This window comes from Helicobacter vulpis, assembly GCF_003660395.1.
Classification (GTDB): Bacteria; Campylobacterota; Campylobacteria; order Campylobacterales; family Helicobacteraceae; genus Helicobacter; species Helicobacter vulpis.
Map to the genome: position 1 here is coordinate 91,080 of NZ_QXQT01000002.1, position 22,709 is coordinate 113,788.

Annotated in this window: 25 protein-coding genes; 21 read left to right on the plus strand and 4 right to left on the minus strand. The window is 48.2% G+C overall.

Annotated features, from left to right (window positions below):
* Positions 1-60: 60 nt before the first annotated feature.
* Positions 61-1,122 carry a phospho-N-acetylmuramoyl-pentapeptide-transferase gene (gene mraY, locus EAO38_RS01195; RefSeq protein WP_121020412.1) on the minus strand — a complete coding sequence of 354 codons (1,062 nt, stop codon included), beginning with the start codon at positions 1,120-1,122 and terminating at the stop codon, positions 61-63.
* 157 nt (positions 1,123-1,279) lie between these two features.
* Here mraY and EAO38_RS01200 point away from each other — a divergent pair, with 157 nt between their 5' ends.
* From EAO38_RS01200 to asd, 8 genes are all read left to right on the plus strand, one after another.
* Positions 1,280-2,233, plus strand: coding sequence for a TrbG/VirB9 family P-type conjugative transfer protein (locus tag EAO38_RS01200; RefSeq protein WP_235852450.1), 954 nt, complete (start codon positions 1,280-1,282; stop codon positions 2,231-2,233).
* Entirely contained in the window at positions 2,230-3,336 is a 1,107-nt protein-coding gene (locus EAO38_RS01205) for a DNA type IV secretion system protein ComB10 (RefSeq protein WP_121020413.1), read from the plus strand. Before EAO38_RS01200 ends, EAO38_RS01205 begins: the two co-directional genes overlap by 4 nt.
* Positions 3,337-3,386: 50 nt before the next feature.
* Positions 3,387-4,124 carry a (Fe-S)-binding protein gene (locus tag EAO38_RS01210; protein WP_121020414.1) on the plus strand — a complete coding sequence of 246 codons (738 nt, stop codon included), beginning with the start codon at positions 3,387-3,389 and terminating at the stop codon, positions 4,122-4,124.
* Positions 4,121-5,572 (plus strand): LutB/LldF family L-lactate oxidation iron-sulfur protein, encoded by a 1,452-nt coding sequence (locus tag EAO38_RS01215; RefSeq protein ID WP_121020415.1) that lies wholly within the window; start codon positions 4,121-4,123, stop codon positions 5,570-5,572. The genes EAO38_RS01210 and EAO38_RS01215 overlap by 4 nt, the downstream gene beginning before the upstream one ends.
* Positions 5,565-6,209 carry a LutC/YkgG family protein gene (locus EAO38_RS01220; protein WP_121020416.1) on the plus strand — a complete coding sequence of 215 codons (645 nt, stop codon included), beginning with the start codon at positions 5,565-5,567 and terminating at the stop codon, positions 6,207-6,209. Before EAO38_RS01215 ends, EAO38_RS01220 begins: the two co-directional genes overlap by 8 nt.
* A 15-nt stretch (positions 6,210-6,224) precedes the next feature.
* Positions 6,225-6,680: a peroxiredoxin gene (locus tag EAO38_RS01225; protein ID WP_121020417.1), complete on the plus strand. Its 456-nt coding sequence runs from the start codon at positions 6,225-6,227 to the stop codon at positions 6,678-6,680.
* A gap of 90 nt (positions 6,681-6,770) precedes the next feature.
* Positions 6,771-8,081, plus strand: coding sequence for a histidine--tRNA ligase (hisS, locus tag EAO38_RS01230; protein WP_121020418.1), 1,311 nt, complete (start codon positions 6,771-6,773; stop codon positions 8,079-8,081).
* Positions 8,078-9,076, plus strand: a complete 999-nt coding sequence (gene asd, locus EAO38_RS01235; protein WP_121020419.1) for an aspartate-semialdehyde dehydrogenase — start codon at positions 8,078-8,080, stop codon at positions 9,074-9,076. The genes hisS and asd overlap by 4 nt, the downstream gene beginning before the upstream one ends.
* Here asd and EAO38_RS01240 read toward each other — a convergent pair.
* Together EAO38_RS01240 and EAO38_RS01245 are read right to left on the minus strand one after the other, a co-directional pair.
* Positions 9,073-9,579 carry a DUF2147 domain-containing protein gene (locus tag EAO38_RS01240; protein WP_121020420.1) on the minus strand — a complete coding sequence of 169 codons (507 nt, stop codon included), beginning with the start codon at positions 9,577-9,579 and terminating at the stop codon, positions 9,073-9,075. The genes asd and EAO38_RS01240 overlap by 4 nt on opposite strands.
* Positions 9,580-9,588: 9 nt before the next feature.
* Positions 9,589-10,083: a YhcH/YjgK/YiaL family protein gene (locus EAO38_RS01245; protein WP_121020421.1), complete on the minus strand. Its 495-nt coding sequence runs from the start codon at positions 10,081-10,083 to the stop codon at positions 9,589-9,591.
* Positions 10,084-10,210: 127 nt separating this feature from the next.
* On the opposite strand from EAO38_RS01245, the gene EAO38_RS01250 reads away from it, so the two are divergent.
* From EAO38_RS01250 to EAO38_RS01285, 8 genes are read left to right on the plus strand one after another with little or no spacing between them, the layout of a single operon-like run.
* The gene (locus EAO38_RS01250) at positions 10,211-10,786 is read left to right on the plus strand and encodes a DUF3943 domain-containing protein (protein ID WP_121020422.1); all 576 of its coding nucleotides are present in this window, start codon (positions 10,211-10,213) and stop codon (positions 10,784-10,786) included.
* Positions 10,787-10,844: 58 nt separating this feature from the next.
* A complete protein-coding gene (ribA, locus tag EAO38_RS01255) occupies positions 10,845-11,435 on the plus strand; it encodes a GTP cyclohydrolase II (protein WP_121020423.1) in 591 nt (196 codons plus the stop codon).
* Positions 11,435-11,656, plus strand: a complete 222-nt coding sequence (locus EAO38_RS01260; RefSeq protein ID WP_121020424.1) for a MoaD/ThiS family protein — start codon at positions 11,435-11,437, stop codon at positions 11,654-11,656. Before ribA ends, EAO38_RS01260 begins: the two co-directional genes overlap by 1 nt.
* A 1-nt stretch (position 11,657) precedes the next feature.
* Positions 11,658-12,098 (plus strand): molybdenum cofactor biosynthesis protein MoaE, encoded by a 441-nt coding sequence (locus EAO38_RS01265; RefSeq protein WP_104752559.1) that lies wholly within the window; start codon positions 11,658-11,660, stop codon positions 12,096-12,098.
* 9 nt (positions 12,099-12,107) lie between these two features.
* Positions 12,108-12,638, plus strand: a complete 531-nt coding sequence (gene mog / locus EAO38_RS01270; protein ID WP_121020425.1) for a molybdopterin adenylyltransferase — start codon at positions 12,108-12,110, stop codon at positions 12,636-12,638.
* Positions 12,635-13,114 (plus strand): cyclic pyranopterin monophosphate synthase MoaC, encoded by a 480-nt coding sequence (gene moaC, locus EAO38_RS01275; RefSeq protein WP_121020426.1) that lies wholly within the window; start codon positions 12,635-12,637, stop codon positions 13,112-13,114. The genes mog and moaC overlap by 4 nt, the downstream gene beginning before the upstream one ends.
* A gap of 2 nt (positions 13,115-13,116) precedes the next feature.
* On the plus strand, positions 13,117-13,869 hold the full coding sequence (locus tag EAO38_RS01280; protein ID WP_121020427.1) for an HpaA family protein: 753 nt from the start codon (positions 13,117-13,119) through the stop codon (positions 13,867-13,869).
* A gap of 5 nt (positions 13,870-13,874) precedes the next feature.
* A complete protein-coding gene (locus EAO38_RS01285) occupies positions 13,875-15,992 on the plus strand; it encodes an LTA synthase family protein (protein ID WP_235852451.1) in 2,118 nt (705 codons plus the stop codon).
* On the opposite strand, the gene flgL is transcribed toward EAO38_RS01285, so the two are convergent.
* Complete coding sequence (gene flgL / locus EAO38_RS01290) at positions 15,983-18,514, minus strand: flagellar hook-associated protein FlgL (RefSeq protein WP_121020429.1); 2,532 nt, start codon at positions 18,512-18,514, stop codon at positions 15,983-15,985. The genes EAO38_RS01285 and flgL overlap by 10 nt on opposite strands.
* A gap of 118 nt (positions 18,515-18,632) precedes the next feature.
* On the opposite strand from flgL, the gene rplU reads away from it, so the two are divergent.
* Genes rplU through EAO38_RS01315 form a run of 5 tightly spaced genes read left to right on the plus strand, consistent with a single transcriptional unit; the run spans position 18,633 to position 22,702 of the window.
* The gene (gene rplU, locus EAO38_RS01295; RefSeq protein WP_121020430.1) at positions 18,633-18,944 is read left to right on the plus strand and encodes a 50S ribosomal protein L21; all 312 of its coding nucleotides are present in this window, start codon (positions 18,633-18,635) and stop codon (positions 18,942-18,944) included.
* Between the two features lie 9 nt (positions 18,945-18,953).
* Entirely contained in the window at positions 18,954-19,217 is a 264-nt protein-coding gene (rpmA, locus tag EAO38_RS01300) for a 50S ribosomal protein L27 (RefSeq protein WP_121020431.1), read from the plus strand.
* A gap of 30 nt (positions 19,218-19,247) precedes the next feature.
* Positions 19,248-20,828, plus strand: a complete 1,581-nt coding sequence (locus EAO38_RS01305) for an ABC transporter substrate-binding protein (RefSeq protein ID WP_121020432.1) — start codon at positions 19,248-19,250, stop codon at positions 20,826-20,828.
* 12 nt (positions 20,829-20,840) lie between these two features.
* Positions 20,841-21,845 (plus strand): ABC transporter permease, encoded by a 1,005-nt coding sequence (locus EAO38_RS01310; protein ID WP_121020433.1) that lies wholly within the window; start codon positions 20,841-20,843, stop codon positions 21,843-21,845.
* Positions 21,845-22,702: an ABC transporter permease gene (locus tag EAO38_RS01315; RefSeq protein WP_121020434.1), complete on the plus strand. Its 858-nt coding sequence runs from the start codon at positions 21,845-21,847 to the stop codon at positions 22,700-22,702. Before EAO38_RS01310 ends, EAO38_RS01315 begins: the two co-directional genes overlap by 1 nt.
* Positions 22,703-22,709 lie beyond the last annotated feature (7 nt).

Here is a 22,709-nt window from a genome sequence, read left to right on the forward strand (position 1 = left end):
CCGCCTGACTTATTACACTTGGGCAAGTCTAGCACACAAAAACCCAAAAAGTACTTAGTATCAACGCACTTTGAGGCTGAGCAGGGCCACAAGATTGCTTAAGATCGCCACAATCCAAAAGCGCAAGATGATCTTATTTTCAGGCCAGCCCTTGGATTCAAAATGGTGGTGCAAAGGGGCCATGGCAAAAATGCGCTTTTTGCGTACCTTATAACTGCTAATTTGCAAGATCACCGACAGGGCTTCTAGCACAAAAACCGACCCCATCAACACTAATAAAATTTCATTATTGGTGATAATGGCCATGTAGGCAATAAACCCCCCAATCCCCAAGCTCCCGCTATCTCCCATGAACACTTCAGCAGGAAAGGCATTAAACCACAAAAAGCCCAGCAAGGCCCCCATGAGCGCAGCAGAGACCACCACCACCTCCCCGCTGTGGATCACTTTGGGGTAGAGCAAATACTTGCTAAATTCCGCATTGCCCACCACATAAATAAACACACTCAAGCTCAATAACACGCAAATACTAGGCACGGTGGCCAAGCCATCTAGCCCATCAGTGAGATTGACGGCGTTACTGGTGGAGAGAAAGACCAGTACCCAAAAACCTAGCAGTAAAATTGGGTGATTTTTGAAGGAGAAGAGGGGGGTTTTCAAAAAGGGCACATAGAGGTTTTTCTCATCGATCAATGTGTAGAGCGCGTAGGCGATGCACAAAGAGACCAAAAAGAGCAAACCCATTTTCCAGCGCGCAGAAATGCCCGCATTCTTTTTTTGTGTGATTTTGGTGTAATCATCTTGCATGCCAATCCCCCCAAAGGCCAGCAGGCTAAACAACCCCAACAACACAAAGGGGTTATCTAGGCGCGCGCTCAAGCAGGAAGCTCCGATGGTTGTCCCCAAAAACACCACCCCGCCCATCGTGGGGGTGTCTTTTTTGTTTTGGTGAGGAATGAATTCAGAAATGGGTTGGCTGGCTTTTGTGGCCTTAGCCCACTTGATAAAAGCGGGCATGAGATACACGCAGGCAAAGAAACTCATAAAAAAGGCCAGCCCTGCTCGAAAGGTCAAGTATTGGAAAATATTGATATTGAAGTAGGCATAAAGATAGTACAACATGGCGAATCTTTCAATGGAATCAAGGGGGTATTATGCTTAATTTTACTTAATCCTTGTCTTCATTCTCTCATTTCTAGCCAGTGTGGCAAAAAGGGAGGGCTACAGGCAGGAGAGCGGCTTAATGGCGATCCGCAGTATTTTGTGTTAGCATGCACTCATGAAGTTTTCAAAATTAGTGATGGTCGCTGTGCTGTCTGCGGGGCTTTGGGGGGTTGAGAGTCCCGGGGTGGTGGCACAGCCCTCCCAAGAAGAGGAAGAAGAAGCCCCCCTCCATCCCATGCAAGATCTCAACGCCATTCAGAAGAGTTTTTTCTATAAGAAACGCCAAGACCTAGACAACACTTTATTCATTGACTACCATTTAGGCGAAACCCACAGGATTCGCCTGCGCTACGCTATGGTAACCATGTTTGTCTTTGAAGAACCCATTTTAGAAGTGATCTTGGGCGATTCGGTGGGTTTTAGCAGTAAGGTATTGAACACGGACGCGCACCAAAATAGCAATATACTCTTAGTCAAACCTTTACAAATTGGCATCGATTCGAATCTAGATGTCATTGGCAAGAGTGGCAAGATTTATGCCTTCTACATCTTTTCGACCACCTTCACTAGTTCGAAAAACCCCACTCTAAGCGTCTATGTCTCCCAGCGGCATTTTTTTGCCCACCAAGAACAACCCCAAGCCCTTTTGCAATCTCCTCTTGAAGAAGCCCCGCCCAGCGAGCAGACCCAAGACGACTCACATTATCTTAAGATTGGAGATGCCACCAATGTGATGTTGGTAGAAAAGAGTCAGATTCAAAGGGGGTACCGCCTTTTGCAGGAGAGAAAACGCGCGTGGTTCTGTCTGTGGCTGTGTAAGGTTGGCTTTAAACGCAAAAATGCCATCACCCCCCTAGATATTTTCAATGACGCGCATTTTACTTATTTCAAATTCAACCGCCAGCACTCCCAAGTCAAATTCCCCGTGCTCTATAAAGTCGTGGATGGTTATGATAATCCTATCAATACGCGTATTGTGGGGGATTATTTGATCGCCGAAGACATCGCAGACAAATGGACGCTTAGAGAAGGCAAACAACACGCCTGTGTGCGCCGCACCAAGCCATGAACAAATGGGGGCGCAAAATTCTTATTACTTTGGGCGCGATGGGGGGTATTATCGCTCTTTCTTTATGGGTACACCGCCCCACTCCACCCACCCCAACTCCCCAGTTAGAAGAACCCAATTACCCCCTTTCTGACTATCTCTTTGAAGCCCCTCAAGAACCCCAAACACCCACTCCCACCCCCCAGGATTACGCCCAACTCCAAGCAAAAATCCAAGCAGACGCGCGCTATATAGAAACCCTGCAAACCCAACTCCAGCAAGCCAAACAACACCCCCCACCCCCACCCCCCACCCCCCCAGTACAAGACACTTTAGAACAAGAACAAGAAGTGCAACGCCTAGACATGCTCGCTACGCGCATCCAAGCCTTTGAAATAGAACCGCCCTTAGACATTCCAGAGGGGGGGTTAGAAATAGATTATGGCTCTAAGGGTTTTGACAATCTCAAAAGTAAGGATATTGCCACCCATGAAAACAAACTCTTGCGTACCCTAACTCCAGACAAGCTCATTCCGGCCTTTTTGATCACCCCCATTAGTTCGCAATTGGCTGGCAAAGTCATTGCCCAAGTGGAGAGCGATGTCTTTGCCAACATGGGAAAAGCGGTCTTGATCCCCAAGGGCTCTAAGGTGATTGGTTACTACAATAATGACAATAAGATCGGGGATTACCGCTTAAATATTGTATGGACGCGCATCATCACCCCGCATGGGGTCAATATCATGCTCACCAATGCTAAGGGGGCTGATGTCAAGGGTTATAGCGGGCTAGTGGGTGAAGTCATCACACATAATTTCCAACGCTATGGCATGCCCTTGCTTGTCTCCACCCTTTCCAATGGGTTGTTGATCGCCCTCACATCAGCCATCGCTAATAAAACCGGCAAGAATAATTTGTTTGGGGATTTTTTATTGATGCAATTGACACGCCAAACAGGCATGGGTTTAAACCAAATCATCGCCCAAATCCTCAAAGATAAGGGTAAGTTACACCCCATCATCATCATCAAAGAGGGGAGTCGAGTTTTCATTTCACCTAATTTGGACATCTTTTTCCCCATTCCTAAAGAGGGCGAAGTGATGGCCGAGTTTTTCCAACATTAATTGGCTTTGGCTATAATGGCCCGATTGAATTACTGAATGAGGAAGTTTGGATGAGAGTGTATTTTTTTGCGACTTGTTTAGGAGGAGGCGTTTATAGCCATACGGCCTTGAATTGTATCAAACTCCTCCAAAAAGAGGGGGTTGAGGTGGTTTTTAAGAAAGATCAAACCTGTTGCGCGCAACCTAGCTATAACTCCGGCTACTACGATCAAAGCCGCCAAGTCGCTTTGCACAATATTCGACTCTTCACACAAGATCACCCCATCATCGTGCCTAGCGGGTCTTGCGTGGGCATGATGTCCCATGACTATTTGGAACTCTTTGAGGGGCATCCAGACTATGAAGAAGTCAGGCACTTTTGTGCGCGAGTCTTTGAACTCTCTGAATTCTTGGACAAACAATTAGGGGTGTGCTATGAGGACAAGGGCGCGCCCATTAAGGTTACTTGGCACTCCAACTGCCATGCCTTGCGGGTCTCTAAAGTGGTTGCGAGCGCTAAGAAGCTCATCGCCCAATTGGATAATGTGGAGCTAGTGGAACTAGAGCGCGAGGAGGAGTGTTGCGGGTTTGGGGGAACTTTTGCAATCAAAGAGCCCGAGATTTCCTATGCCATGGTGCAGGATAAAATCAAGGACATCGAGAGTCGCCAAGTGGAGTATGTGTTGTCTGCAGATGCGGGTTGTTTGTTAAACATTAGCGGAGCGATGGCTAAAATGCACAGCAACACGAAGGCGATGCACTTCTATGACTTTTTAGCCCAAAGAGTGGGCATTGGAGGCCCTGCATGACACACACCACAACCCATAGCGATCAGGATTATGAAAAAGTCATTACTGAAAAACTAGGGGACGCGCAGCTGCGCACTAATTTACGATCGGCGATGGACACTTTGATTCACAAGCGCAGGGATTTACTGAGTAGCCGTTACCCGCAATGGGAGCGTTTGCGCGAGATGGGCAAGAACGCCAAGCTCAAAGTCTTAGCCCAACTGGACATGTACTTGCAACGCTTTGAGGAAAACGCCACGAGGAACGGCTTTGTTGTGCACTATGCTAGCACCGCCAAAGAGGCTAATGACATTATCTACGATCTGGCCAAGCAAAAGGGCGTAGACCGCATTTTAAAGGGTAAGTCCATGGCCAGCGAGGAAATCGGGCTAAACCAATACATGCATGAAAAAGGCATCGTGGCTAAGGAAACCGATCTAGGCGAGCTCATCATCCAACTCATTGACGAACACCCGGTACATATTGTGGTCCCAGCGATCCACAAGAACCGCCACCAAGTGGGGCAGATTTTTCAAGAGAAATTAGGCGCACCTTTGGAAAGCGAGCCAGAAAAGCTTAATGGCATCGCTAGAAAGCACATGCGCGGGGAGTTTGAAGGCTTCAAAATGGGGCTCTCTGGAGTGAATTTTGCGATCGCTAATGAGGGGGCGATTTGGCTGGTAGAAAATGAGGGTAATGGACGCATGTGCACCACTGCATGCGACATCCATGTGGCTATCTGTGGGATTGAAAAAATGGTGGAGAGCTTTGAAGATGCGGCGATTCTCAATAATCTACTCTGCCCCAGCGCGGTGGGTGTGCCCATTACCTGTTATCAAAACATTATCACAGGCCCCAGACAGGAAGACGAGTTAGATGGCCCTAAGGAAGTGCATATTATTCTATTGGATCACAACCGTAGCAATATTTTGGCCGATGAAAAGTATTACCGCGCGCTCTCTTGTATCCGCTGTGGGACTTGTTTAAACCATTGCCCTGTTTATGACAAAATCGGCGGGCATGCCTACTTAGCCACTTACCCTGGACCTATTGGCGTGGTGATCACCCCCCAACTCTTTGGGTTGGACAATTACGCCCACATCGCCAATCTGTGCAGTTTATGCGGGCGTTGTGGGGAGGTGTGCCCGGTCAAAATTCCCCTTCCTGAGCTCATTAGGGATTTGCGTGCAGAGAAAAGCCACGAGGGGCGGGGTGTGGTGCGGGGCTATAAAGACACCCAACATAGCAAGCTAGAGGAATTGAGCATGAGAGCCTTTGCGAAGTTGGCCTGTAATGGGGGTTTGTGGCGTACGTTTTTAAAGCTTAGTGGCTGGGTTGCGCCGCTGGGCAAGTGGGTGGGGGTTTATACGCCCGTGCTCAAACACTGGCTCAAGCATCGCGAAATGCCCGTAGTGCATGCCAATTTGCACGCCCAAGTCAAGGCCTTAGAAGGGGTGGTTTATGAGTAGCAAACAGGTTATCTTTGAGCGTGTCCAAAGCGCGCTCAAACGCCACACGATCGCCTCTGAAGCCATGCCCTTTGAAAACCTAATTTTGGACACTAAGGAGGATCTGCTAGAAGAGTACAAGCACTTCCAAGCACTTAACCGCGCTGAGGTGATTAATTCCAGTCCTGAGAGTTTGGCCACGGACATACAGGCGGCTCTGAAGGCCTTTGAGAGTCAAAAGGTGTTGCACGCCACCAATTTGCCCTGCGCCTTAGAAGCGATCGACCCTGAAAACCACTACCAAAAAATCCCCTATGACAGGCCTGTGGAGGATTTCAGAGAGGAGATTTTTAGTATAGACACGGCCATTTTAAAGGGCGCGTGTGGGGTGGCTAATTTGGGGATGGTGGGCGTGGTCTCCTCTCCGCTTGCCCCTCGCCTCACTTCGCTCATCACGCTCAAGTGCGTTCTCTTATTGGAAAAAACAGCCATTGTGCGCGACTTGGCACAGGGACTGGCCACTTTAAAGGCCCAAAAGGCAGATAGACTGCCCACAAACCTACTCTTTATTGGCGGACCCAGCCGTACGGCCGATATTGAGTTACAAACCGTCTTTGGTGTACATGGCCCTATGGCCGTGTGCGTCATTTTATACTAATACAAAGGAGAAACAATGCAATTACAACAAAATACCCCCGCCCCCGCTTTCACTCTGAAGAGTGCCCATGGCAAAGACGTGAGCTTGAAAGACTTTTTAGGGAAAAGCGTGGTGCTTTACTTCTACCCTAAGGACAATACCCCCGGTTGCACCATAGAGGCGCAGGACTTCACCAAACTAAGAGCAGAGTTTGAGGCTAAGGGCGCGGTGATTTTGGGTGTAAGCCCTGATGATGCTAAGAGTCATTGCCACTTTATCGAGTCTGAGGGACTCAATATTGAACTCTTGAGCGATCCGCATTTAGAGGTGTTAAAGGCCTATGGGGCTTATGGCACTAAAAACGTGTATGGCAAGGAAGTAGAGGGCGTGATTCGATCCACCTTTGTGATCGACAAGGAGGGCAAGATCGCCCATGCGCTTTACGATGTGCAGGCCAAGGGGCATGCCCAAAGGGTTCTAGGATTGCTTTAAGCGGAGATCGTTCTCATTGGAAAACCGCTCACTTAAAAGCGCGCCTTTGGTTAAATGGTTATAATTAGGGTATCTCAATAAAGGATCGCCATGATCACCCCCAAAACCCTGAGTGGCTTTAGAGACAGACTGCCCAGAGAGGCGATGGCTAAGGGCGCGGTGTTGGACAAGCTAGCCAGCGTCTTTAGAAGTTTTGGCTTTGTGCCCATTGAAACCCCTCATTTAGAATACGCCTCGATTCTCACTCAAGAAGCTGGAGATATTCAAAAAGAGATTTATCGCTTTAAAGACCATGGCAAGCGCGAGGTGGGTTTGCGCTTTGATCAAACTTTACCCCTAGCGCGTTTTGTTGCCCAACACCACCATACTTTGGGCTTGCCTTTCAAGCGTTATGCGATTGGCAATGTCTTTAGGGGGGAGAGGGCGCAAAAGGGGCGTTACCGGGAATTTACCCAATGCGATTTTGACTTCATCGGGAGCGCGAGTCTGTTATGCGATAGCGAGATCATCCAAGTGATCATCGCCAGTCTCAAGGCTCTAGGCTTGGAGGAGTTTAGCGTGTGGATCAACCACCGCAAAATCCTAAATGGGCTCTGTAGACATTTTGGCGTGCATGCCAAAGAGGATATCCGCGCGCTTTTACGGGTGGTGGACAAATTAAGCAAAATCGGGCAGGAGGGGGTGCTTTTAGAGCTTAAGACCCTCTTCCCTAATTTAGACTTTACAGATTTTTTACGCATTGTCAACACAAAACAAAATGGCGACCCCATAGAGTTTTTCAAAGATGTGGCGTATCTAAAAACTTTTGACACCACTCTCAAAGAGGGCTTAGAAGAGTTAGAACGTCTCTTTGATCTCTTGCTCTGCTTAGAGATCAATCCGGAGCATTTCAAGGTAGATTTTTCTATTGCAAGGGGCTTGGGCTATTACACTGGGATCGTCTATGAAACCACGTTGAATTCTCTTGCCACTTTGGGGAGCGTGTGCTCTGGTGGGCGCTATGACAATCTTTCTAAGAGCTTTAGCGCGCAGAACTTCCCGGGTGTAGGCGCATCCATTGGGTTAGATAGGCTTTTAGTGGGGCTAGAGGAACTCGAGCTAGTGGAAAGCAAGTCCACAAGCGCGCGGGTGTTGGTAGTATGCATGGACGCTAAAGATTTTGCCTATGCGTCCCAGGTGGCACAGAAATTTCGCCAAAGCGATGTGAATGCCGAATTGTACCCTGAAATTGAGAAACTCAAAAAACCTTTTAGTTATGCTAATCATAAAGGGCATGAGTTCGTGGTAGTGCTAGGAGAGGAAGAAGTGCGTACGCGCAGTTTGACTCTTAAGAATATGACAACGGGTGTACAAGTGAATCATTTGAGTTTTTTAAAGGCCTTAGCGATGGTGAGCGAATGAAGGGCTATAATATCGCCCTAGTAGGGGCAAGCGGAGCGGTGGGCGCGCAAATCATTGCGTTGTTAGAGGAGTGGGATTTTCCTGTAGCGCATTTTGTGCCCTTAGCCAGCCAAAGAAGCGCGGGTACGCCCCTTAGTGCCTTTGGGCGTGCTTACCACATTTTAGAAACCACTCATGAGGTCTTTGCTCAAGAGAAAATAGACATTGCTTTTTTCAGCGCGGGGGGGAAGGTGAGCGCAGAGTTTGCGCCCAGTGCAGCGCGTGCTGGGGCGTTGGTGGTGGACAACACGAGTTATTTTCGCTTGGATGAAGATGTCCCCCTAGTTGTGCCAGAAGTCAATCCTAGCGATTTGCATATCTGCCCTAAAAATATCATCGCTAACCCCAATTGTTCTACCATCCAGATGGTACAACTCCTAAACCCCCTGCATCAAGTCTTGGGTATCACGCGCGTTGATGTCAGTACGTATCAGGCAGTGAGCGGGGCAGGCAATAGAGGTATGGCGGAGTTGCGTGCCCAGATGCAAGGCGATCTCACTTGCGCTATTTTCCCCCACCCCATTGCGCTCAATGTGATCCCCCACATCGACGCATTCTTGCCTTCCGGCTACACTAAAGAAGAGATGAAAATGGTACAAGAGACTCATAAGATCATGCATGCCAATTTTCCCATCAGCGCGACCTGTGTGCGTGTGCCCGTCCTCAGAAGCCATAGCGAGAGCTTGAGTGTGCATTGCGCGCGCCCCACTAGCGCGCGCGAAGTTAGAGAGATTTTGAGCAACGCGCCCAGCGTGATCGTGCAGGACGACCCTACCCAAGCCCTTTACCCCATGCCCATTCTAGCCAGCCACACCGATCAAAGCTTTGTAGGACGAATCCGATCCGATCTCTTTGATCCTAAGATCGTGCATCTGTGGTGCGTGGCCGATCAGCTCCGCGTGGGCGCGGCCACCAACGCGCTCCGGATCGCTCTGAAATACTTAGAGATGCATTAGTCTTCTCTTTGGATTTCCTTTAGGGTTTCTAACACCCTAGAGAAGTCCGGTTTGACAATGCCATGTTCTGTCAAGTAGGCGTTGTTAAGCTTTTTCCAAATAAAGGTTTTGCCAAAGAAACCACGTCGATCGAAGCTGGGCAGGAATTTCAAATCTCCGTTTTTCTTTTGGCGCACCTGCACGTAGTAAGTGCGCCCATCGTAGAAATTATAAGCCCGCCCGTTTTTATAGGTGTCCTTATCCACACAGGTTAAGTCGTACAAAAACACCACCCCCTTATCGCTACGACCACGCAAGGCCGGATTTTTATTGTAAACATCTCTCCTAGCTTGCGAGCCATCTACATTGGCGATCCCATAGGCGTAATACTTCCCTTTGTATTTGAAAAATTCCACATAGGAACTTTTCATGTAAAGAAAAGACTGGGTTTCATAAACCCCCTCTAGCGTGCTGGCCCCCAGTACCCCACACAAAAACCCCAATACGATGTAAAAATACCTCACCTAACACTCTTATAGTTTTAACTTGATTAAATTCTTAGGCACTTTCACCACCACTTTACGCACCAAATCATCGCTAATAGGGCGTGTGGTGTGCGCGTCATAATCTAAAAACACGCCCAGCATGCCCGCATGCATGCACACCGCAGAAAGCAAAGGGCTATCCGCATAGGTTTCTTGATCGCGCTTGGGATCATAGGGGGTTTGTACGCACAGATCCGCACGATCCCCAAAGACGACTTGTTCCTTGCCCTGCACCACTAGCAAAAAATCTATGTACTGGCGGTGGGTTTCTAAGAGCCCATGCGTGGGGTGATAGACGATCTGCATGGCATGTATGCCATGATCTAAATCGCGCTTCACAGACTCCACCGCCTGTTCCATAAGGCTTTGGTGGTGGGGGTGCGCCTTGTCTAACACGCTTTGCAAATAGGCACAAAGAAACTCTAACTCTACCGTCTTGCCAAAAAGAGGCGCAAGCGAACTCAATTTACCAAAAATTGCCATATACACTCCATCATGAGATGGATTTATAGCAAGAAAACCCTAATGATTTTTAAAGTTGTGTTGTGCGACAATGCCCGCCTAGATCATTGCAGAAAGGTGATTTTCAAGATTGTTGCCATCCATTGTCATGTGCCATTATGTTCCTAACCACCGCTCCAGATACCTAGGTGCTAGTGTGGGGATTCTAGGTGTGAGTTTTGTGCTGGGCATTGTGGGGCTGTATTTGATGCCCGAGAGTGTAACACATTGGACTAAGGAAAAATTTGGCTGGCTCAGTTGGTGTCAAAATGTACTCTTAGGCCCCCAGTTTGATCACGATCTCTTTATCTTCAATGGAGTGTTGCACCCCTATTTTGGTGCGATCTACTACATGCAAGCCAGAGTGGCCGGGTATAACAGATATGTCTGTGTGTTCTTCACCTTCATGGTTTCTACTTTTTTTTGGGAATACGGGTTAGAAGCTTTTGTAGAGATTCCTAGTTGGCAGGATTTAATTTGCACACCCACCATGGGACCTTTGCTCGGTGAACTCTTTTTCCGTTGGACTCAGTGCATTCAAGACCGCCAAAAGAGATTATGGGGTTCTAAGGTTTTAGGAACGCTCGCTCTTTTTGGCATGGATTTTATCGGCTTTGTGATTCAAAATCTAGGTCTTGCTAGAGCCTTGGGAATTCATAATAAGAATACTTTCAAGCAAAGTTAAGTCTTTTCACCATAATATTACTTTCGAGTGCTAGAATGCCATTTTTAAAAGGCGGTTTATGCGGCGTAGTGTCCAGATTTCCAACCAAGCCAAGCTACCCACTAAGTTTGGGGAGTTTTTGATTCAGTCCTTTAGAGAGAACAAGGGGGGTTTTAGCTGGGATCACCTCGTGGTCTTCACCCCGCACTTATCCAGTAGCCCTTTGGTGCGTTTGCACTCGGAATGCTTGACTGGGGATGTTTTTGGGTCGCAAAAATGTGATTGCGGGGGGGAGTTAGAGTTGGCCTTGCAAAGGATTGCACACGCGCACGCACAGGGGGGCATGCTCATTTATTTGCGTCAAGAGGGGCGGGGCATTGGGTTATTTAACAAGATCAATGCCTACGCCCTGCAAGATCAGGGCTATGATACTATTGAGGCTAATCGCGCTATCGGTTTTAAGGATGATGAGCGCGATTATGGCATTGTCAAGGATATTCTAGAGTACTATGGTGTTACACATATTCACCTCCTCACCAATAACCCCCAGAAAGTGCAGGCTTTGAGCGCTTTTGTTAAGGTGGAACGCTGTAGTATCATTGTACCTAGCAATTGCCATAACCAGCAGTATTTGGAAACCAAAAAAAATAGAATGGGGCATTTACTCTAATGATCAGTGTAGAATTTTTAGGACCTATCCCAGAAGAGAGCATGCAACTTGATATTAGCGATCTAAGCGCGTTAAAGACTGTTTTAGCGCAAAAAGAGAGCTTGAAATCTTGGCTACCCTTGAGCGCGATTGCGATCAATGGTGTTCTAGTGGACAATATCCACACACCTCTAAAGCATGGAGATCGGGTGGTGCTGATGCCTCCGGTGTGTGGGGGGTAGTTTGCTAGAGGTCGTTGAGGGCGCGCTGGACACGGCTAGGTTTTACACCCAATGGGAACGCGAGTGCGTGGCGCATAATTGCGGGGCGTTCTGTGTTTTTACCGGCGTGGTGCGCGCTCAAGAATCAGAATTTGAAGGCTTGAGTTTTGATGTGCACATGCCCTTATTGCAGGCATGGTTTCAAGATTGGCAAACAAAGGCGCAGGCGCGCGGTGTGGTGCTCAAAATGGCGCACTCTAGGGGTGATGTACTCGTATCGCAGAGCTCTTACATGGTGGGGCTGATGTCTGAGCACCGCCAAGCCCCCCTAGAGCTGTATGGCGCGTTCATTGAGGATTTTAAGCATAACGCCCCCATTTGGAAGTATTATTTGCAAAATAAGCAGAGGGTGTATGCTAAAGATCAAAGCCACCCTTTGAAGGGCAGCGGTTTATTGGCGTGAAAGGGACGCATGGAATGTATTAAGATCGGCATTGTTGTGACCAGCGATCGCGCTTCTTTGGGGGTGTATGCGGATTTGGGCGGGCCGGCGATTAAAGAGGTTTTAGGGCGTTATATTTGCAACCCCTTAGAATTTGAATACGCCTTGATCGCTGACGATCAAGAGAGTATTGTACAAACACTCATAGACTTGAGCGATGCCAAAGGTTGCGATCTCATTGTTACCACAGGGGGTACGGGGCCAGCCCCTAGAGATGTAACCCCTGAGGCCACGCAAGCGGTGTGTTCTAAGATGTTGCCTGGCTTTGGGGAGCTGATGCGCATGGCTAGCTTGAAGTATGTACCCACGGCGATTCTCTCGCGTCAGAGCGCGGGCATTAGAGGCTCAAGTCTCATTGTCAATTTGCCCGGCAAACCCAAAAGCATTCAAGAATGCTTAGAAGTGGTTTTCCCTGCCATTCCCTATTGTATTGATTTGATTGGGGGGCGTTATATTGAAGGCAACCCGGAGCATATCCAAGTGTTCCGCCCTAAAAAATGACATTCAGCCATCTAGACGCACAAAACCAGCCCACCATGGTCGATGTGAGCGCTAAAGAATCCACCCATAGGGTGGCGATCGCCAGTGGCAAAATTCGCATGGGCGCACAGGCGTACCAAGCCATTTCAGACAACACGCTTAAAAAGGGCCCCGTGATTCAAACCGCTATCGTTGCTGCTATCATGGGGGCTAAACAGACGAGTACACTCATTCCCATGTGCCACCCGCTCAACTTAAGCGGAGTGCATGTACAGGTGCTAGAATGTCCTCAGGAGAGCGCGTTTTTGGTGCGCGTGCGCGTGCAGTGTCAAGGGCAAACAGGGGTAGAAATGGAAGCACTCACAGGGGTGAGCGTGGGGCTTTTAACCATTTATGACATGGCTAAGAGCTTGGATAAAAGCATGGTGATGGGAGAGATTCAGCTAGAACAGAAAAGCGGGGGTAAGAGTGGGGATTATACAATTCAAAGGAGTTAAACATGTGGAAATACAGATTACTGGGTGTGGGTTTATGCGTGGCGCTGGTGGGATGTGGGCCTGAGATCACCGTAACCAATGAAGTACCTCTGCGCTTGGCCTATCAAACCAGCGCGCACAAAGCCCCAGCAGCCCACGAACAGATCATTTTGTTAAAACCCGTATTGCAATACAGCGATAATATCGCCAAAGAATACGAAACGAAGTTCAGACAGCAGCTCACGCTCAAGATCCAAGACCTGCTTAAGAACCAGGGCTATAAAGTCGAGTCCTTAGATCTGAGCGACAAAAACGATTTGACCTTTGCCCAAAAACGCGATGGTTATTTAGCCTTAGAGATCAGAGGGGAGATCGTACTCAGGCCCGATCCCAAAACCACAGAGCAAAAAAAATCTAGTCCCGGGCTCATTTTCTCCAGCGGTATGGATGTGATGAAGGGAACACTGTTGACCATGGGCTATGTGAAAATCGTGTTTGTAGAGCCTATGAGTGGGGAGTCTGTGGATTCTTTTATGGTGGACTTGAGCGAACTTGATGTTAAAGAACCCTTTGTCAAATCTACCAAATCTGAACACACCGGCGGGTTGTTAAGCTCCATGTATAAAGGCAAGGACAATTCCAACGATGCGGTCAAAAAAGCTTTGAACACGATCTTTAAGGCTGTGATGCAACGCGTGGATCTCAAGCTTACCCAAGAGAAAATTAAGGCTTATGCCAAAGACATTGCAGAGTTAAAGGCGCGCAAACCAGAGTGATAGCCTTGCGCACACGCCCCCCCTTTGCCCAGCAACTCTTGTTGCTATTGGTTCAGGCGTTGTGCTTTAGCTTATTTGTCAGCGCGTTTTTTGTCTGTTTGCGGTTGGGCTTTTTGGCTTACACGGGGGTGTATAAGGGCGCGCTAAACCAGCCTTTGGGCACGCTTTTAACCCCCATCTGGCAAGTGCTAGGCGATGGGATCAAATACGACAACCGCATTGTTGCGATTTTTGGCTTGCTCTTTTTGCTTCTAGGACTCATCACGCCCAATCGCCTGCGCTATAAGGCGCTCGCCTACTACGCCCTCTTTGTCCTTGCGCTCTGTTTATTCTTGCAAATTGCCAACATGACCTACTATAGCATTTATGGGAATGTCTTTGATAGCAATTTGCTAGAGGTGTTTGAGGAAAGCCCCAAAACACTGTTGAGCATGGCGCTCACGGGGGAGTATTTTATTGGCACGAAACTCTTGATTTGGCTCTTCTTAAGCGCGCTAGGGTTTTTTCTCTACCGCAAAGTGGCGCGTTGGGGAGTGTGCTTTTATGATCTGCTCAAAGACCTCCCTTTAAAATTTGCCCTGGGAGGGGCCATCTTATGCCTAGCCTTATTTATGTTGGTGTCCATTAATTCGCGCTTTGCACTCAGTGGCGTGTCGCTAGATTTCATCATCCAACCTGTGGAGAATGTCTTCTTGCGCAAGATCACCCCTGGGGCATTCCGCAATCTCTATCTAGTCTTTAGAGACTACTCTAAAAGTCAAAAAATCCGTTTTGCCAACTTTAGCTCTAAACCGCTTTTAGAAGCCACCATGGCGTACTTCAATCTCCCCAAAGACACGTGCTTCCCCCTGGACTTGAGAAAGTTATTGCAGCACCAAAGCACCAATTCCCTAGAACCTAAGATCACCCATGTGTTTTACATTGTCTCAGAATCGCTCTCCAGTTGGCATTTTGATCCCAAATTCGATTCCATCCACCTTGTGAGCGCCTTGAAGAGCTTGGACGATCAAAAGCATGGTTTTATCTTTCCTCTATTCCTAGAAAACGCCCGCCGTACGGTCAAAAGTCTAGATGTGCAGATCACCGGGCTTTTTAACATTAACGATACCAATTTTGTCAATATGGGCGTGAAGATTCCCAGTCTCCCTACAGCGATTGGCAACCAAATGAAAGGGCTAGGGTTTCACAATCTCTTTTACTATGGGGGGAGTGGGATTTGGAATCGTTTGGATAGTTTTACCAAAACTCAGGGCTTTGATGACCTAATCTTCAATACCCGCCTGTTAGAATTTGCCCACCAAAAGCTAGCCACAAACCCTAAAGCCTACCCACAACCCTTAGAGAGCAATTGGGGCGTGCATGACAATATTCTCTTTGATTACATTTTACAAACCACACCCCCCGATCGCAAAACCTTTAGCATGGTGATGACTTTGAGCAACCACACCACTAGAAATGTGAATTTAAAAGCCTTTGGCGTGCCTTTGGAGCAAATACAAGCCCTTGTGGATCGCACCCCTGCTTCTACCAATCTCCCCGATGCGAATTTTCTAGGGCATGTCTATTGGTATGACAAAATTTTAGTGGACTTCATCAAAAAAGCGCGCGCCAAATTCCCTAACTCCCTTTTCATCATCACCGGGGATCATTTTGATCGCAGTTTTGATTACGCCAAAGACGATTTTTACATGACAAAAAGCGTGCCCCTGATTGTCTATGCCCCCTCTTTAGAGCCCAAACGGATTCGCTGTATCGGGGCACATATAGACATCGCCCCTACAATCATGGAGTTGATCGCCCCTAAGGGCTATGCGTATGCGAGCTTTGGTAACCCTCTCTTTAGCAACGCCAATATTCCTTCAAGTTGTGTGCACGATCACGCGCTGGGTTTTGATGTGGTGGGGGCTAAGGGGGTGGATGGAGTGGATTTTGTCTATGGAGGCGGGGGAGCCAAGGGGTTGCGCTATGTGCGCGAACACCAATGGATCAAACACCCCCCCAACCCTCAAGATTTAGAACTTGCTAAAGCACTCATGGAAAAAGAGAAAATCGCCAATGGACTAAGCTGGTATTATCTCTTCAAAGGTCCTATCTTAAAGTCCCCTTTAACGCCTCATAAATAATTGCTCAAACTCATTTGGTTGATCTTGCTGCTAGAGGAGAGCACCGCATCATAATTGTTGCGCAACTGAGAGAACTTATTGTAAGTCTCTGCGATGTCTGTACCCACGGTGTCGCCCCGAATGGCTTGTACTTGGGATTTGAGTACTTCATTGCGTCTTAACATATGTGCAAAACTGCGCCCATGCGCTCCATTAGCTGCGATCACCTTTTCAATGTGATCGCTCAAGTGATCCACCAATGCAATATTGTTTTGAATCCCCAAGTTGCGCATCTGTTCGCTGTAATTATCCTGTAGCGCATCGGGGCGATAAATCCCCCTGCGCACCGAGTCGATCACCCCGTCTAATTGTTTGAAAAAATTGATATGGGGCTGATCGATGGTGAGGGCGTTGTTGGCGTTCAAGCGGATGGAGGGCGCGTCTTTTTTCAAGACATCGGGCGAGAAATCATCAGAGTGGCTATCAAAAAACATGAACTGCATGGGGGTTTTGGAGTGGATTTTATCATGGATGACCACCTGTCCATTTTCATTTAAATTGACATCTACGCGCGTATCTGCTTGCTGGAGCAAGGCTAAAAACGCCTCTTTGCTCTCCTGGGAGGGCACATGCGCTTGGGCGCGCTCATAAACCTTGGTGTCTTGATTGCTGTAATTCATCGCTAAGGCGATCGCGTCCATTAACTGGCGATAGGTAACCTCATTGGGCTTGGTGAGAGCAGGGGGGTTTTGGTTACGGTTATACAAGGGGATTTGATAGGGCGCGCCCCCTCCTTTATGGGGCAACTCTAAGAACGCCCCTTGATCCTGCAAGGACAAGCGCGCTTGCACCGGTACGCCATTGTGATCGCGTAATTTGAACACATAACTCTGCGCGCCAATTTGAGAACCCATCACCTCAGCAAGCTTAGTCGCCCCTGTAGCATAGTCCATGCTCTTGGGCACGACTTGAGAAACATTGCCCACAAGACGCGCGCCGGTGTGGGTGAAATAGGTTTTTTGATACTCACTGGCGTAATCTGTGGGCAGGGCTTTGACCTCTTGCCCCTTAGCATCTAGGGTTCTCAAGCTCAAGCTCAAGCCATGAGGTCCATCAAAAGGGGGTGTTTTACTGTCGTGAGCGGTGTTTTTGACATTGTGATCGATGAGGCGCAATCTCCCATCTTCAGAAATCTCCACATCTAAATCCCCTTGAAAATGTTCTTTGATGGCGTTCATCACATCTTGCAAGGTGGAGTCCACGCTTAAGACAAGGGGTTCTAGGGGTGTGGTGTTGAGAGTGCCATCTTGATGATTGGGGCGCGTACCGCTAATCTCTAAAGAGACAGCCTTGGGACCTAAGATCGCGCTAAGTTTGGTGTTTCTATTAGCCGGGGTGTTGTCTTGAGTGATGAACGCGCTAGAGAGATCCACAATGCGGTGATCGTAGGGGTTGTTGACTCCATGCAAGACAGAAAGCCCGCGATCGGTTAAAAAGGGGCTTTTGACATAGCTAGTGATGCGCGCATCACTAGCGCGGAGTTGGTTAAGATTGTCTACATCTTTGTCGCTAGAGACCATGTGAAAATCAATGGTAGCGTTACCGGTGGTGAGGTCTTTAATCTCAATCTCTCCCCATGCGTTCAAGCTCACCTCCACCACTTTATTGCTAGAGGTGTTGCCATAGGCACGCCCGATCTGTTCTAGCAAATCGGCAATGGTGGCCGCGTCCTCTTTTTTCGTGTAAGCTTTATCTAGGGCGAATTTGGCTTTAAAGGCGTTGCCATCAGGGCGCACCCCCTGCAAATAGAAATACTCCTTGGGATCGTTGCTAGGGTCGTCATCCGTATCGCCGATGAGATCGCGCAAGGTGTCGTTGGATTGTACAAAAACTTCTTGAGGTTCTGCGGTTTTGTTCAGCGCGTCCATGATGTCTGGGTGTAACTTGCTTTGGTTGAGCATGCGGATATTGGTGGTGATGCGTTTTTGTTTGTCCAAATCCTTGCCCAAGAACAAATTATGCCCCGTGATATTGTAGGGCACAAGATTGTTCGCGCTCACTAACGCGTTGAGGTCTTCATTATTGCCATAGTAATTGCCCGCGCTATCAAAGGGTCTACGATCGACCTTGCTCCCCCCAAAGAGGTATTCTCCTCCAATAGAAGTGTTTGCCACGTTGATCATATGGGCTTTGAGTTTTTCTAAATCTAGGGCGATGGCTTGTCTAGAAGTGGTGGAGTGCACATCGCTAGCCGCTTGAATCAATTTGGTTTTAAATTGCTCCATGGTGGTGGAGAGCTCGCTTAACGCCTTATCGGTGTTAAGAGTGGCTGTGTGGGCGCTGTTGGCAACATCAATGCCTTGATCAAGGGTGTTTTCTTCAAAGCCGTATTTGAGATTTTGGTTATTGACATTGCTGTCCTGATAGCCATGCTGAATCTTCAAACCCGAAGCGATCTTGGTATTAGCGGTGTTGAGCTTGTTTTGTAAAGTATTTTGGTAATAATTCATCTGGTTATAGCGACCGCTATCACTGATACGCATAGGATTCCCCTTACATGTAAACTTTTGTAATCATGCAAGATGTATACCATGTTGCGCAGTCTCATCTTTAAGCTTTTATGTGTTAGAGTAAGGTCTAATTTTTTCTCAGGATTTTAGTATGTACGCAGTGTTCAAAAATGGGGGTAAGCAATACAAGGTGCAAGAGGGCGATGTGATCTTGCTGGATAAAATGGGTTTAGAATCCAAAGCGCACGTGGAGCTAGAGATGGTCTTAGCGGTGATCAAAGAGGGCACGCCTGTGTATGGAACGCCTTTTGTGCAGGGGGCCAAGATTGAGGCGGAAGTCATCAACGAAGGGCGGGGTAAGAAGGTGGTGATCTTTAAAAAACGCCGCCGTAAAGACAGTAAAACTAAAAGAGGTTTTAGGCGCGACTTTACCCGTGTCAAAATTTCTAAAATTGTCGCATAAGGAGTAGAAATGGCACACAAGAAAGGTCAGGGGAGTACCCAGAATAATCGCGATTCGGCCGGGAGGCGTTTAGGGGTTAAAAAATTCGGCTCGGAGTTCGTGCGTGCGGGCAATATTATCGTGCGCCAAAGGGGCACTAAGGTGCACCCGGGCAAGAATGTAGGCATGGGCAAGGATCACACTCTATTTGCTTTGATAGACGGGTTTGTGTGCTTTAGTTACAAAGACAAACACCGCAAGAAAGTGAGTGTCCTAGAAACACAAAAAACGTAGATCATTAAAAGGAGGGGAGGAGGAGTTGCGATGAAAAAATGGTTGGTCGGCTTTTTGGGGTTTTGTTTGTTGTGGGGGGTTTTGGGCGCGCAGGGTAAGCCCGGGGGGACCTTGATTTATGCGCGGGGTGCGGATGGCTCGAGCATGGATCCAGCCTTGGTAACTGATGGGGAAAGCTATGTTGCCACTAGCAATATTTACGAAACCTTGGTGCGCTTTAAATATGGAACCACAGAGATCGAGCCGGGTTTAGCTAGCAGTTGGGAGATTTCTCAAGATGGCTTGAGTTACACTTTCCATCTGCGTAAGGGGGTTTATTTCCACACCACTAAGTATTGGACTAAAAAGGTAGAGTTTACATCTAAGGATGTGCTCTTTTCTTTCAAACGCCAGATGGCCGGGGGTGATCCCTATTACAAAGGGCGTAGTTACATCTACTGGGAAAGCATGGCGATGTCCCACATTATCAAAAGCATAGAGGCACCGGACAAATACACAATCAAAATCACGCTTAAAAAGCCAGAAGCTCCTTTTTTGGCAGATTTGGGCATGGATTTTCTCTCAATTTTGAGTCAGGATTATGCGCAGTATTTGGCCAGTCAGGGCAAACAAGATGAACTTTCTAGGAAGCCTATTGGCACGGGACCTTTTAAGTTTTTACTGTGGCTTAAGGACGATAAAATCCGCCTGGTTAGAAACCCCAACTACTGGGGGCATAAAGCCTTCTTGGATCAGGTGGTGATTCGCGTGATTCCCAACCCCTCTTCTCGGGCTCTAGCCCTAGAAAAGGGCGAGGTTTCTTTGATCAGTGCGCCTAACCGCAATGAGATTCCCCATCTGGAGGGTTTGCCCGGAATTGTGGTAGACAAAGCTCCCTCTTTGAGTACGGCGTGGGTTAGCCTCAACACCCAAAAGAAGCCCTTTGACAACCGTCTCGTGCGTTTGGCTCTCAATTATGCCATCAACGTAGACGACTATATCAAGGTGGTTTATGAAGGTTATGCCCAAAGGGCGATCAACCCCATACCTCCGGGCATGTGGGGGTATAACACCAAGATTAAACCCTATCCTTATGACCCGGCTAAAGCCAAACAACTCTTAAAGCAAGCCGGTTACCCAGATGGGTTTGAAACCACACTTTTTACCGCTGCTAGACACAATAAAAAAGGTGCGGAGTTCATCCAAGCCCAGTTGGCTAAGATAGGCGTAAAGGTCAAGATCGAGTTCTTTGAGTGGGGGGCTTATTTGAAAAAGACGGGCATGGGTGAGCATGAGATGGCGTTTAGTGGTTGGTTGGCGGACACGGGCGACCCGGACAATTTCCTTTACATCTTGTGGAGTAAACATGCTGCCTTGCAAATACCTACACAGAATCATTCGTTCTACAAAAGCGATGCTTATTCTGATTTGGTAACCCGCGCTAAGGAAATTACAGATGAAAAAGAGCGTACCAAGCTCTACGAGAAAGCCCAGGTCATCTTCCACGATGATGCGCCCTGTGTTCTCTTGGCCTATCCCGATGAAGTAGCGCCCCATTTAGCAAGTTTAAAGGGTTATAAAGTAACGGGAGTGCAACGCAATCGTTTTGCCTCTGTGTATTTCGAGCGATGATTCCAGCGCGCTATGTTTAGCTTTATCCTCAAGCGAGTCTTATGGACTATCCCCACTCTCTTTGGGGTAACAGTCATCGTCTTTGCCATGGTGCACTTGGTACCGGGCGATCCGGCTTTAGTGATTTTAGGCGAACATGCGAGCAAAGAATCTGTAGAAGCCTTGCGCGAGCAAATGGGTTTAAACAAGCCCTTGCTAGAACAATATTTTTTATATATCAACCACATTTTTCATGGGGATTTTGGTAAGTCTTTGATGTCGGGCGAGCCGGTGATCAGCGAGTTTTTACAACGCTTTCCGGCCACGATTGAGCTCTCTTTAAGCGCGCTTGTCATTTCCATTGTACTGGGGTTGTTTGCAGGCATATTAGCCGCCATCAAGCGTTATAGTTTCTTTGACTACACGAGCATGAGCGTGGCTTTAGCTGGGGTCTCCATGCCCGTTTTTTGGTTGGGTTTAATGCTTGTCTATGTCTTTAGCGTCAAGCTAGGGTGGTTTCCCTCCTATGGGCGTTTGAGCGATGACTTTTATTTAGACGGACCTACCGGGTTTTACCTCATTGATAGCTTACTAGCCCACGATTATGGTGCCTTTATCGATGCGCTCAAACATCTGGTGTTGCCCAGTATCGCGCTAGCGACCATCCCTACAGCCATCATCGCGCGCATGACTAGAGCTAGCATGCTAGAGGTAGCCAAAGAGGACTATGTACGCACCGCTAAGGCGAAGGGCTGTTCGCCCTTTAGGGTGGTGGTGATTCACACTTTGCGCAACGCACTCATTCCCGTTACCACCCTTGTGGGCTTAATGCTGGCCGGCTTACTAGGAGGGAGCATTCTCACTGAGACTACTTTTGCATGGCCGGGGGTAGGCAAGTGGATGGTCAACGCCCTTAACCAGCGCGATTTTCCCATTATTCAAACTTCTAGTCTGATTGTAGCGGTGATCTTCATTGGGGCAAATTTGGTAGTAGATATTCTATACGCCTTTATCAACCCTAGAATAAGGCTCTCATGATGGAACGCTTCAAGGAATTTTGGGGGCAGTTTAAAAAGAATAAGGCGGCGGTGGTGGGGGCATGGATTGTACTTTTTTTGATCTTGTGCGCCTTGCTAGCCCCTGTGATCAGCCATCATGACCCCTATGTCCAAAACACCCAAGAGAGATTAGCCTTGCCCGCTTGGGAACATGGAGGGAGCAGCAAACACCTCTTAGGTACAGATGATTTGGGGCGCGATACTTTCACGCGCTTGCTCTATGGCGCGCGCATTTCTTTAACCATTGGCATTATCTCCATTGGGATCGCCGTGTCTTTTGGGATTGTCTTTGGACTCTTGGCGGGCTATTTTGGGCGTAAAACGGACATGATTGTCATGCGCGTGATGGATTTAATGCTCTCCTTACCCTCGATCTTGCTCATTATCATCGTGGTGGCGGTCTTGGGCCCCTCTCTCTTTAATGCCATGCTGGCTATTGGGATTGTTGGTATTCCCGGGTTTGCGCGCATTGTGCGCGCTTCCGTATTAGCTGAAAAAGAAAAAGAATATGTCATTGCCTCTAAAGTCAATGGCTCGGGACATTTGCGCTTGATGTTTAAGGTCATCTTCCCTAATTGCGCTGTGCCCATTATCGTGCAAGCCACAATGGGCTTTGCTTCTGCCGTGCTAGAGGCAGCCGGTTTAAGCTTTTTGGGGCTGGGCGCACAACCCCCCACGCCCGAATGGGGCGCAATGCTCATGGATGCCATGCAACACATCACCACCGCCCCCTGGCTCATCATTTTCCCCGGGGGCATGATCTTCTTGACCGTGATGGGCTTTAACTTGCTGGGCGATGGGATCATGGACGCGCTCGATCCCAAACACACGCGTTAGGGGGTTG

Bases quoted from the DNA above. Each gene is read 5' to 3' on its own strand.
- rpmA (WP_121020431.1), top strand. From the start codon at position 18,954: ATGGCACACAAGAAAGGTCAGGGGAGTACCCAGAATAATCGCGATTCG.
- ribA (WP_121020423.1), top strand. From the start codon at position 10,845: ATGCGGCGTAGTGTCCAGATTTCCAACCAAGCCAAGCTACCCACTAAG.
- asd (WP_121020419.1), top strand. From the start codon at position 8,078: ATGAAGGGCTATAATATCGCCCTAGTAGGGGCAAGCGGAGCGGTGGGC.
- EAO38_RS01280 (WP_121020427.1), top strand. From the start codon at position 13,117: ATGTGGAAATACAGATTACTGGGTGTGGGTTTATGCGTGGCGCTGGTG.
- rplU (WP_121020430.1), top strand. From the start codon at position 18,633: ATGTACGCAGTGTTCAAAAATGGGGGTAAGCAATACAAGGTGCAAGAG.
- EAO38_RS01215 (WP_121020415.1), top strand. From the start codon at position 4,121: ATGACACACACCACAACCCATAGCGATCAGGATTATGAAAAAGTCATT.
- EAO38_RS01305 (WP_121020432.1), top strand. From the start codon at position 19,248: ATGAAAAAATGGTTGGTCGGCTTTTTGGGGTTTTGTTTGTTGTGGGGG.
- EAO38_RS01250 (WP_121020422.1), top strand. From the start codon at position 10,211: ATGTGCCATTATGTTCCTAACCACCGCTCCAGATACCTAGGTGCTAGT.
- EAO38_RS01315 (WP_121020434.1), top strand. From the start codon at position 21,845: ATGGAACGCTTCAAGGAATTTTGGGGGCAGTTTAAAAAGAATAAGGCG.
- EAO38_RS01210 (WP_121020414.1), top strand. From the start codon at position 3,387: ATGAGAGTGTATTTTTTTGCGACTTGTTTAGGAGGAGGCGTTTATAGC.
- EAO38_RS01225 (WP_121020417.1), top strand. From the start codon at position 6,225: ATGCAATTACAACAAAATACCCCCGCCCCCGCTTTCACTCTGAAGAGT.
- mraY (WP_121020412.1), bottom strand. From the start codon at position 1,122: ATGTTGTACTATCTTTATGCCTACTTCAATATCAATATTTTCCAATAC.
- EAO38_RS01200 (WP_235852450.1), top strand. From the start codon at position 1,280: ATGAAGTTTTCAAAATTAGTGATGGTCGCTGTGCTGTCTGCGGGGCTT.
- EAO38_RS01205 (WP_121020413.1), top strand. From the start codon at position 2,230: ATGAACAAATGGGGGCGCAAAATTCTTATTACTTTGGGCGCGATGGGG.
- moaC (WP_121020426.1), top strand. From the start codon at position 12,635: ATGACATTCAGCCATCTAGACGCACAAAACCAGCCCACCATGGTCGAT.
- flgL (WP_121020429.1), bottom strand. From the start codon at position 18,514: ATGCGTATCAGTGATAGCGGTCGCTATAACCAGATGAATTATTACCAA.
- EAO38_RS01245 (WP_121020421.1), bottom strand. From the start codon at position 10,083: ATGGCAATTTTTGGTAAATTGAGTTCGCTTGCGCCTCTTTTTGGCAAG.
- EAO38_RS01260 (WP_121020424.1), top strand. From the start codon at position 11,435: ATGATCAGTGTAGAATTTTTAGGACCTATCCCAGAAGAGAGCATGCAA.
- hisS (WP_121020418.1), top strand. From the start codon at position 6,771: ATGATCACCCCCAAAACCCTGAGTGGCTTTAGAGACAGACTGCCCAGA.
- EAO38_RS01310 (WP_121020433.1), top strand. From the start codon at position 20,841: ATGTTTAGCTTTATCCTCAAGCGAGTCTTATGGACTATCCCCACTCTC.
- EAO38_RS01220 (WP_121020416.1), top strand. From the start codon at position 5,565: ATGAGTAGCAAACAGGTTATCTTTGAGCGTGTCCAAAGCGCGCTCAAA.
- mog (WP_121020425.1), top strand. From the start codon at position 12,108: ATGGAATGTATTAAGATCGGCATTGTTGTGACCAGCGATCGCGCTTCT.